This is a genomic window from Eudoraea sp. (assembly GCF_049665975.1).
In the GTDB taxonomy this organism is placed as follows: Bacteria; Bacteroidota; Bacteroidia; order Flavobacteriales; family Flavobacteriaceae; genus Eudoraea.
Genome location: NZ_JBATGR010000195.1, coordinates 1 through 11,094, shown reverse-complemented (window position 1 = coordinate 11,094; position 11,094 = coordinate 1). Strand labels below are relative to the sequence as shown.

At 36.9% G+C, this 11,094-nt stretch carries 9 protein-coding genes; 8 read left to right on the top strand and 1 reads right to left on the bottom strand.

Annotated features, from left to right (window positions below; all coding sequences use genetic code 11):
* Positions 1–1,463: ThuA domain-containing protein (locus WBN20_RS07325; protein WP_424281226.1), on the bottom strand; the 1,463-nt coding region annotated here is incomplete at its 3' end.
* A 109-nt stretch (positions 1,464–1,572) separates the two neighbouring features.
* On the opposite strand from WBN20_RS07325, the gene WBN20_RS07320 reads away from it, so the two are divergent.
* The 8 genes from WBN20_RS07320 to WBN20_RS07285 all read left to right on the top strand — a co-directional run.
* Entirely contained in the window at positions 1,573–2,148 is a 576-nt protein-coding gene (locus WBN20_RS07320) for a YdeI/OmpD-associated family protein (RefSeq protein ID WP_424281225.1), read from the top strand.
* Positions 2,149–2,296: 148 nt separating this feature from the next.
* Positions 2,297–3,673 carry an amidohydrolase family protein gene (locus WBN20_RS07315; protein WP_424281224.1) on the top strand — a complete coding sequence of 459 codons (1,377 nt, stop codon included), beginning with the start codon at positions 2,297–2,299 and terminating at the stop codon, positions 3,671–3,673.
* A 123-nt stretch (positions 3,674–3,796) separates the two neighbouring features.
* Positions 3,797–4,564 carry a CDP-alcohol phosphatidyltransferase family protein gene (locus tag WBN20_RS07310; RefSeq protein WP_424273144.1) on the top strand — a complete coding sequence of 256 codons (768 nt, stop codon included), beginning with the start codon at positions 3,797–3,799 and terminating at the stop codon, positions 4,562–4,564.
* A 44-nt stretch (positions 4,565–4,608) separates the two neighbouring features.
* Positions 4,609–5,862 (top strand): amidohydrolase family protein, encoded by a 1,254-nt coding sequence (locus WBN20_RS07305; RefSeq protein ID WP_424281223.1) that lies wholly within the window; start codon positions 4,609–4,611, stop codon positions 5,860–5,862.
* Positions 5,863–6,139: 277 nt separating this feature from the next.
* Entirely contained in the window at positions 6,140–8,086 is a 1,947-nt protein-coding gene (locus WBN20_RS07300; protein WP_424281222.1) for a S9 family peptidase, read from the top strand.
* A gap of 123 nt (positions 8,087–8,209) precedes the next feature.
* A complete protein-coding gene (locus WBN20_RS07295; protein ID WP_424273648.1) occupies positions 8,210–8,896 on the top strand; it encodes a DUF2490 domain-containing protein in 687 nt (228 codons plus the stop codon).
* A 230-nt stretch (positions 8,897–9,126) separates the two neighbouring features.
* A complete protein-coding gene (locus WBN20_RS07290; RefSeq protein ID WP_424275013.1) occupies positions 9,127–10,347 on the top strand; it encodes an alpha/beta fold hydrolase in 1,221 nt (406 codons plus the stop codon).
* 217 nt (positions 10,348–10,564) lie between these two features.
* The coding region (locus WBN20_RS07285) for a superoxide dismutase family protein (RefSeq protein ID WP_424281221.1) at positions 10,565–11,094 on the top strand (530 nt) is incomplete at its 3' end.

Below are 11,094 nucleotides of genomic sequence, written 5' to 3'. Positions count from 1 at the left end.
GTGTATATCTCCGGTCTTGTTTTTTCCATTCCGGCCGGGAATAAATTACCCTCTGGAATATCATAAGAACCGTCTTCATTTACTTTTATCCTTAAAATCTTACCTCTAAGATCATTCGTATTACCGGAAGACCTTCGCGCGTCATACTGTTGTTTCCCAGGAATATCATTTAAGGGAGCGTAACCGCTATTTACATATTTTACGTCTTTTTCATCAAATGGAGTGGAATTATCACCTGTGGATAAATGTAAAAGTCCGCCGGGTCCAAATGCGATGGATCCACCGGTATGGCAACATATCTCACGCTGGCTGTCCACATCCAGAATTTTTTGTTCGGAATCCAAGTCAAATACACCGTCTTTAAACTTAAATCTTGACAGTCTGTTTACAGATTCAATACCAGTTGGCGCGTAATAAATATATATCCAATTGTTTTGCGCATAATTTGGATCTTTCTGCAATCCCATAAGACCTTCCTCAGCATTTAAATCGGGCTTAGTCAATGCTTTATGATAAACATCCAGGAAAGCCACTTGTTTTAATTCTTTAGTAGCTGCATTGTAGTGCATTATTTCTCCTCGTCGCTGTCCTACAAGTACATCATTATTAGGCAAAATGGTCATTTCAGTAGGTTCAAAGAACTCACTTCCCCCAACAAGGGATACCTTGGAAAATCTATCAATGTCTGGCGGTATCTGGGAACTTACTTTCGAATAATCAAGTTTTAGATTATCCCCAATGGCGTATTGTATACCCCCTAATAAGTGTTTTAAATATTGTTCATCAACCAAGGATTCCGAAGTATGACCTAGTGCGGTGTAGAATGCCCTGCCCCCATCGTATTCATGGTACCAGCTCATAGGATGGTAATCACCATTAATTCCCCCATCATAGGTAGTTTCATCAATAGTGATAAGTACGTTTATATCCGGATTTATCTTTTTGAAATTGTACATTTCGTCCGTCCTGTGCCAGATAGTATCTGTGAAGAAACTGGTTGCCGCAAAGCTTTGATCCTTAATAATAAAATCTGCTTCCGGAGTACCGGAAGGGTGGCTATGAAAATAGGCGCCAACCAATTTTCCATACCAATTCCAATCATATTCTGTATCTGTAGCAGCATGAACCCCGACAAAACCACCACCGGCCTGAATATAACGTTCAAAACCAGCTTCCTGCTTATGGTCCAAAATATTTCCTGTAGTACTCATAAATATTATTGCTGAGTATTGCTGTAAAGAGTCCTGTTCAAAAATGGCGGCATTTTTAGTGGTATCTACTTCAAAATTATTCTGAGCTCCAAGTTTTTGTATAGCAGCTATTCCATCAGGTATGGAGGCGTGTTTGAATCCCATAGTTTTTGAGAATACCAATACCTTAGGATTGCCTTCTCTTTTTTTGGAGGTACAGGCCATAAATAAAAGGCAACAGAAAGACATTGCCAGAAGAAAAATATTTTTCATTAGTTTTAGATAATACGTTTGATTTAAAAGATAGAAGCTTTAAATATAAGGATAGTATTTGTTATTTTCTTATCAGAAAATATTCATTAATGCAAAATTCGAAAAATTCATGTCAAATCTCAGGTCATCACCAGAATTGTATTTTAAGAATCCTGAAGAATGGAGACAGTGGCTTTCAGTTAATTACGCTATTTCTAAAGGCGTGCACCTGATTTTTTATAAAGTTGAAATGAAAGTGCCTAGTATGAGGTGGCAAGAGGCAGTAGAGGTTGCCCTTTGCTATGGCTGGATTGATAGTACCGTAAAGAGCCTGGGCAATGGTAAAAGAAAGCAGTATTTCTGTCCTCGAAATCCAAAAAGCGTTTGGAGTAAACTCAATAAAACAAAAATTCAGGAACTTATAGAAAATGGATTAATGCATCAAAGCGGTTTAGAAAAAATTGAACTTGCCAAAAGTAATGGATCGTGGAATGAACTGGATAATGTGGAAAATGGTATTATACCTCAGGACTTGCAACAGGCTTTTGATAAAAACACAATTGCATTCCAAAATTTTCAAGGTTTTAGCAAGACCTATCAGAAAAGTTATTTGTATTGGTTAAATCAAGCCAAAAGAGATGTAACACGGGCTAAACGAATAGATCAAATCATTGAATTATGCGCTGAGAATATTAAATCTAGATAACTATTGTTCGAACAGAAACGAAACCGATAAATTATACTAGACATAGCTTTGTGCTACTTTGACATTATAATTGCGGGTAACGCTAAATTAGTTATATACAGTTATTGTATTTTTAAATGAAATTGAATTAAATAAAAAATGACAAATCATGAAAAAAATTCTTATTGTAATCTCCTTCTCCATTTTTATTTCATGTAATCAGTCACAAGATAAAATAAGTGAGACGGCTATTTTAATCTCCAATGTTACGGTCATTGATGTAACCACTGGAGAACTTTTCCCTGACATGCAAATGGTTATCGACTCAGGGAAGATTAAGAAAATTGTAAAGAGTATAGAAAATAAAGAGATTTATAAAAACATAATTGATGGGCAGGGGAAATATGCCTTACCTGGCCTGGCCGAAATGCATGCTCATATTCCTTCGCCGCCCACGTCTAAAGAACGAACGGAAGAAACCCTTTTTCTGTATCTCTCCAACGGAATCACCACTATAAGGGGCATGTTAGGTCATCCATCTCATTTAGAGTTGCGAAAAGCGGCAGAAAAAGGAGAACTGTTAAGTCCGAGAATATTTACTTCAAGTCCTTCCTTAAATGGAAATTCGGTTACCTCAACCCAAGAAGCCAGGGAGAAAGTAATATCTTATAAAAATGATAGATATGATTTTTTAAAAATTCATCCTGGAATTAAGCGCGATGTCTTTGACGAATTAGTTAAAACTGCTAATGAATCAGGGATTACATTTTCCGGACATGTGCCAGTTGATGTTGGTATTAAACACGCCCTGGAGAGCAGATATGCCTCCATAGATCATGTAGATGGCTTTTTAGAAGGTTTGGTGCCCAGGTCAGAAAATATTAATCCAAATAACAATGGGTTTTTTGGTTACAATTTCACGAAAATCGCCGATACTTCCAGGATAGACGAACTTGTTAAACTTTCAAAAAATAATAAAGTCTGGATAGTACCTACTCAAAGCCTTTTTGAAAGATGGTTTGCACCGGTAGATGGGGAGCTTCTTCTTCAGCAATCCGAGATGAAATACATGCCCTCTTCAACGCTCTCAGAATGGAGAAAACGTAAAGAAGCATCAACTGGCCAGGATACAAATTTCGATAAAACTCAATGGGAGACTTTTATAGACATAAGAAGAAAATTAATATATGCCCTGAATAAAACCGGGCATGGCCTGCTTTTGGGTTCAGATGCCCCGCAATTATTTAATGTTCCCGGATTTTCAATCCATCACGAAATGGAGGGATTGTTGAAGTCGGGGTTATCTCCGCTTGAAATAATTCAAACCGGAACAGTTAACCCAGCTATCTTCTTTGATATGGAAACTGTTTTCGGTCAACTAAAGGAAGGAATGACGGCAGATATTCTCCTGGTTAATTCTAATCCCATTGAAGACATTCATGCCTTAAAAGACTTGTCTGGCGTAATGGTCAGAGGGAAATGGATAAGCAAAGCCGATATAGATCAAAAACTTCAACAAATAGCAAAAAATGCTTCTGCTAACTAGTTATACTATTATTTAAAGGACGTATTAGTAGATTTAATGTTATTTTTGTCTTAAGCCTTTACTTAATATTAAGCCAGCGTGCAATCGTTATTAATATCTACAGAGGTAGCAGGCATAATTACAATGTCCAAATTACCCAAAGAACATCAATTTATAGACCTTTCAGACTATGGCAGGCCTATTGCACGCGTCATAGCAAATTCTTTAAAAAATACTGCCTTTACGCCGATCCATCTAACTATCGGATTTGTAATTTCGGGTCTTCTTGCTATCTTATGTATTCTTAATCATTATTACTGGGCCGCTGCTTTCTTTCTAATATTAAAATCAATTTTAGATGCCGCGGATGGAGAATTAGCCCGTGTTAAAAACCAGCCCTCTTATACGGGGAGGTATTTAGATTCTGTTTCAGACATTATTCTTAATCTAATGATCCTGATTACCATTTGGTATGTTACTGACGGATCAATAGCTTATACCATCCTTGCTTTTATCGGACTCCAATTACAGGGAACGCTTTATAATTACTATTATGTAATTCTGAGGAATAAATACAATGGTGATACTACCAGCCGGGTCTTTGAACGCAAAGCACCAAAAGCCATGAACGGAGAGAAACAGCAAACGGTTAATTTCCTTTTTGGACTATACAACATCTTATATGGACTATTTGATAGGATAATTTATGTAATGGACAGAAAGGCCGTAGCAAGTCAAAATCTTCCCAATTGGTTTATGACAGCCGTCTCTGCATTTGGACTAGGATTTCAACTTTTAATAATAGGTATAATGCTTATGTGTAATCTCGATTCCTATATAATTCCGTTTTTTATTGGTTATTCCCTATTCATTTTTTTATTTATTGCGATTCGAAGGATGCTAAATCGTTAAATATCTTTATTTTCAACACTCAATCTTCATTAATATAACCGGAAATGAAAAAGCTGTTTATCCTATTGTTTTTACTATTAAGTACCGGAATGGAAGGTCAATCAATATTGATTCCTGATAGGGTATTTGATGGAGAAGCTTTGTTTACTAATTGGATAGTCGTTGTGGACGGCAATCATATTGATTACACCGGCCCTCTTGATAAATGTCCGATAAAAACTATCAAAGATACCATTTGGCTAAAGGGGATGACACTTTTACCAGGAATTATAGAGGGTCATTCTCATCTTTTGCTCCATCCATATAATGAAACCAGTTGGAATGACCAGGTACTTAAAGAATCTCCGGCAGAACGGGCAATCCGAGGCGTAGTTTATGCCAGGAGATCTCTATTGGCCGGAATTACAACAATGCGGGATCTTGGTGCGGAGGGAGCAGGATATACCGATGTTTATCTAAAAAAGACCATTGATGAAGGTATTGTTCCCGGACCCCGATTATTAGTAGCCGGACCAGCAATTGTAGCGACCGGAGCTTATGGTCCAAAAGGTTTTCATGACGGAGTAACCGTACCTCTTGGAGCAGAAACTGTAAGTGGCATTGATGAGGCCATTCGAACGGTACGCAGGCAGATTGGCAATGGATCTGACTTTATTAAAGTATATGCAGATTACAGATGGATATCTGGCGAGCCAGCCCAACCTACCTTTTTGCAGAATGAAATTGAAGTTATGGTAGCTACCGCTAAAAGTGCAGGAAGTTATGTAGTAGCTCATGCGAGTACTCCGGAGGGAATACGCAGGGCAGTTCTTGCAGGAGTAGAAACGATAGAACACGGGGATTTGGGAACCATTAAGGAGTTTAATTTAATGAAGGAAAACAAGGTTGCCTTTTGTCCTACACTTGCCGCAGGGGAAGCTGTTGAGCAATATAGTGGTTGGATAAAAGGCAAAGGCCCTGTGCCCAAAAGAATTATTCAAAAAAAGGCTTCATTTGAAGAAGCATTACAGTCAGGGGTTGAAATTATTTTTGGGGGCGATGTAGGTGTTTTTAGCCATGGTGAAAATTATCGGGAAATGGAATTAATGGTGGAATACGGTATGAAACCATTAGCTGTGTTACAATCTGCAACTTCAATCAATGCGAGAGTGTTTCACCTTGATGAACTTGGTCAAATAAGAAAAGGATTTTTGGCAGATATCATAGCTGTTCAAGGTGACCCTACCATGGATATTTCAGTACTAAAAGCAGTGAAATTTGTAATGAAAGATGGAGAAATCTACCTGGGAGACAATTAGGACCGAAAAATTGATGCAAATTTTACAATTTAAATAAGGTTTGAAAACTAACATTTGTATTTTCTTCTTATAAAAATTTCGAATTAATAAATGGGTCTTTGCCGTTAACAAGCTTTTAAGATTTATAGTTCAACTTTTTGGTATATTTAGCATCTAAATAAAAGTATCCTTATTTAATGCAAAAATGGCCATTCTTTCCAGCCCGAATTAATGCTCATTCTTCTTTATTTATCAGGGTAATAACTACTTAAACATCAATCTTAAAACCATGGAATACATGAAAAAACTGATCTTAATGCTGGCAATCGCAATGATATGGGGTTGCAAGCAAGAAAAAACGGAAGTAAAACCAAGCATTGCAGAAACTCTGGAGACTTACACCATAGAGCAAATGATGGACAATGAGAGCGTGTTTGGGGGAAGTTTTTCTCCGGATAAATCAAAATTATTGGTATCCAGTAACCGCTCGGGTATTTATAACATGTATACTGTTGCTTCGTCTGGAGGTGATTTTATTCCGGTAACAGCTTCAGATAGTTCCTCCGTTTTCTCAATTTCCTATTTCCCTGAAGATGAGCGTATGTTATTCCGTATGGATAACAATGGGGATGAAATTTATCATATCTTTTTAAGAGACGAAGAGGGAGCACAAAAAGATCTTACTCCTTTTGAAGGTGCCAGAACGGTTTTCTACGGGTGGGCCAGGGACGACAAAAGCTTTTACTTTACTTCTAACAAAAGAGATAAGAGGTATATGGATTTGTATGAGATGGATTTAGAGAATTTTACACCTACCCTGCTCTACCAAAATGATGAAGGATATAACGTTGGCGGAATCTCACATGATAAACAATACCTGCCATTAATCAAATCTATTAACACAAATGACAGTGATTTATTCCTTTATGGTTTTAAAGATAAGTCTACAACAAAAATAAATGTAAATCAAAGCGCTAATAGTAGTGAAGACTTTTCCATAGACGGTTCCTCTCTATATTATACCACAGACGATGGTGCTGAATTTGCTTACCTCATGAAATATAATATTGCCGATGGCACTCGTGAAAAAGTTATGGAACGCGATTGGGATATTGCTGGTAGTTATTTTACCGAAAATGGAAAATATCAGGTGACTTATATAAATGAAGATGCCAAAAATGTTATTGAAGTAAAAGATATGGCTTCGGGTGAAAATATTGAACTTCCCAAATTTGATAATACAAGTATTACTAATGTGGGTTTTTCAGATGATGAAAAAACCATGAGGTTTTATGCTGGTGGTTCAAATACTCCATCTAATTTATTTGTATATGATTTGGAAACCAAGCAGCAGAATCAAATTACAAACGTTTTAAATCAGGAAATAAAAGGTGAGCATCTGGTCACTGCAGAAGTTGTACGCTTTAATTCTTTTGATGGTCTTGAAATACCAGCTATTTATTACAAACCCCATCAGGCTAGTGCTGAAAACAAGGTACCTGCCCTGGTTTGGGTTCACGGTGGCCCCGGAGGACAATCGAGACAAAATTTTAGTTCATTAATACAATATATGGTAAACCATGGCTATGCTGTCCTGGCGGTAAACAATCGAGGAAGTAGCGGTTATGGCAAGACTTTTTATCAGATGGATGACTTAAATCATGGGGATAAAGATCTAAAAGATTGTGTAGAAGGAAAAAATTGGCTCACGCAACAAGGCGAAATTGATGCAGAAAAGATTGGTATTATAGGCGGCTCATATGGAGGCTATATGACCATGGCTGCCCTTACTTATACCCCTGAAGAATTTGCTGTAGGAGTAAATTTATTTGGGGTTACCAACTGGATTAGAACCCTTAGAAGTATTCCACCTTGGTGGGAATCGTTTAAAGATGCGCTGTATAAAGAATTGGGAGATCCAAATAGCGCAGACTCTGTTCGTCTTAAAAGAATATCCCCTTTATTCCATACTGATAAGGTAACTAAACCATTAATTGTCCTGCAAGGCGCACAGGATCCCAGGGTTTTACAGGCAGAATCTGATGAGATTGTTGCCGGGGTTAGAAAAAATGGGGTTCCAGTGGAATATGTTTTATTTGAAGACGAAGGTCATGGTTTTGTTAAAAAGGAAAATCAAATCGAAGCTTATAGTAAAGTCCTCGAATTTTTGGATGTATATCTAAAGCAGGACAAAGGCACCCCTATTAAGGACGGTGAATCTATGGAAATGAATTCTGATTCTTAAGTCTAAGCAAAATCTAAATTTATTGATTTTAGATAGTTAAATTGAAACTAGAAGCTCGCTTGAATTGACTTATGACAAACAAGCGAGCTTGTAATTTTATGCTTTTTTAAAAGGTGTTCCCTTATGAGAAAATTACTAGCCATTCTTATATTACTTATTGCTACAAATAATCATGCTCAGGAAACAGGAGAAGATAAATTAGGCGCATGGTACATGTACTTTGGGACCAATAAAGTTTCCGAGCGATTTAGCATTCATACCGAAGCTCAATTCAGATATTATGAAACCACAAATAATTTCAATCAATTACTGCTCAGAACTGGTCTGAATTACCATATTAGTTCTGAGGCTATTGCTACCATTGGTTATGGATACATTGAAACCAACACTAGTTTTGAAGATATTCCTAACGAAAATAAGTTGCTGGAAAACAGAATTTTTGAGCAATTTATCCTCAAAAATAAAGTTTGGGAATTACTTTTTGAACATCGTTTTCGTTTTGAACAGCGTTTTTTGAATTCAGGAACGTCTTCTGACACCCAACATAGAGCTCGGTATAGATTACAAATCACACTTCCACTTACCAATACCTTTTTCCTTAACTTCTATGATGAGATATTTTTGAATCTTCAGGATGAAATTTTTGGTCAGAACAGACTGTATGCGGCCCTTGGTGTCAATATTCTTGAAAATTTAAGTGTACAAGCCGGATATTTGAAAAACCATTTTAATACTGCTAATTACGATCGATTGCAGTTAGCCGTTTTTTACAACCCGGATTTACGCCGAAAAAAGAGTGAAGTAAAATAACTTATTCTTACCTAAGCCATTATAGCATAGTTAACTTCCAAAAATATAATCAACTTGTGGTTAGGGATTATCAATAATTTGGGTTTAAGACATAAACGAAAGAATATTCAAATTGTTTAACCTTAAAGACTTATCGCTATTTTTTACCTAAAACAATCTAATAATTTCAATTTCTATCTGTAAGAAAGTTTAGTACCTTTCATTCGACTATCAAATAATAAAAAAGCAATATGAGCCTACAAAAAGTGCTATTTCATAATAAGTCGGGCCAAAAATTAGTGGGAAGACTAGAGTTACCTGCAAATCAACTACCACATAATTACGTGTTATTTGCACATTGTTTTACTTGTAATAAAAACCTGTTAGCCATTAAAAATATTAGTAAATCACTTTCTTCCAGTGGTTTTGGTGTTTTACGTTTTGATTTCACTGGTCTGGGCGAGAGCGAGGGAGATTTTGCAGACACTAATTTTTCGGGGAACGTTGAAGATTTGATAGCTGCAGCAGAATATCTGAGGAACACTCACAAAGCACCAACCCTTTTAATAGGACATTCTCTAGGGGGAGCAGCGGTACTCCTGGCAGCATCAGAAATAATATCGATAAAAGCTATAGCAACGATTGCTGCCCCTTCTAATCCTGTGCATGTAAAACGTTTACTTAAGAGTAATATCGAGGAAATAAACTTAAACGGAAAGGCCCTAGTTAATATAGGCGGGCGCGATTTTACCATTAAAAAACAATTTCTAGAAGATTTAGAAAAAAGAACTTTACTACATATAGTCAAAGAATTACGCAAACCAATTTTGATAATGCATTCTCCACAAGATCAAACTGTGGCTATAAAAAATGCAGAAGAAATTTATATGGCGGCACATCACCCAAAGAGCTTTGTTTCTTTGGATGGAGCTGACCACCTCCTTTCAGATAAAAAAGATTCTACCTATGCAGGCAAAGTAATTTCGGGTTGGGCACAACGTTATCTCGAAATTCCACAGGATAAGAATATAAATTCCGCTCACCAGGTGGTAGCGAGCCTGGATGCCGATGAAGGATTTTTAACTTCAATGAAAGTAGGGAATCATTATATGATAGCTGATGAACCGGAAGAATTTGGTGGTAATGATTTTGGACCTTCACCATATGAGATGGTTTCTGCAGGTTTGTCTGCTTGTACAGCCATGACTATTCAGATGTATGTAAAACGTAAAGGCTGGGACCTCAAAAATGTGGAAGTGCACACCTCATACAGCAAATCACATGCAGAGGACTGCCTGGATTGTGAATCACCCGGAGCAAAAATAGATACTTTTCATAGGGAACTTAGACTAACTGGTAATATTGATGAGAAACAGACTCAACGTATCCTGGAAATAGCAAATAAATGCCCGGTGCACAAAACCCTGCATAGTGAAACACAGGTGATTACTAAAATAATTGACAAATCATAAACGATCCCTTTTTAAATATTTGTCATAAAAAATTGAAGTACAATTTATAAGCAGAAGGGTAGTTAAAAGTCTTAAGCACCTTGAAGAATCAATTTTTAGTGAAATGAACTTTAATATGCAAATTGGTACGGGGTATTGTTCAAATCATTATATGTATTGTTTTGACTTACCAGTGAATATTCCGTAACTTTCGTAAGTAACATAAAACAATAAACAAATGAAGAAAATACGTATACTCGCACTAAGTATGATTCTTGTACTGGCATATAATTGCAAAGATGGTAAAAAGACAGAAAAAGAGGATGATGCTGCTACGGACGAGCAGGCAGAAAAAATGGTAGAGGAAGTGAATGTAGAGGTTATAAGATTTTCTATGGAACCTAAGAGTGACAGTAATGTTCAGGGTGAAGTGGTCTTTACAGAAGAAAACGGAATGGTAATGATGAAAGCCACATTAAGTGGACTTACCCCTGGAGAACACGCCATTCATATTCACGAAAATGCAGATTGTTCTTCTGATGATGGCAAGTCTGCCGGAGGGCATTGGAACCCTACCCATGAGCCACATGGAAAATGGGGTATGGCTGAGGGATTCCATAAAGGTGATATCGGTAATTTTACGGCAGATACAGATGGTAATGCCTTTGTTGAATTTAGTACAGATCAGTGGTGTATAGGCTGCGAAGATGAAAATATGAACATTTTGGGCAAAGCTGTAATTGTACATCAGGGAGTTGATGATTTTAC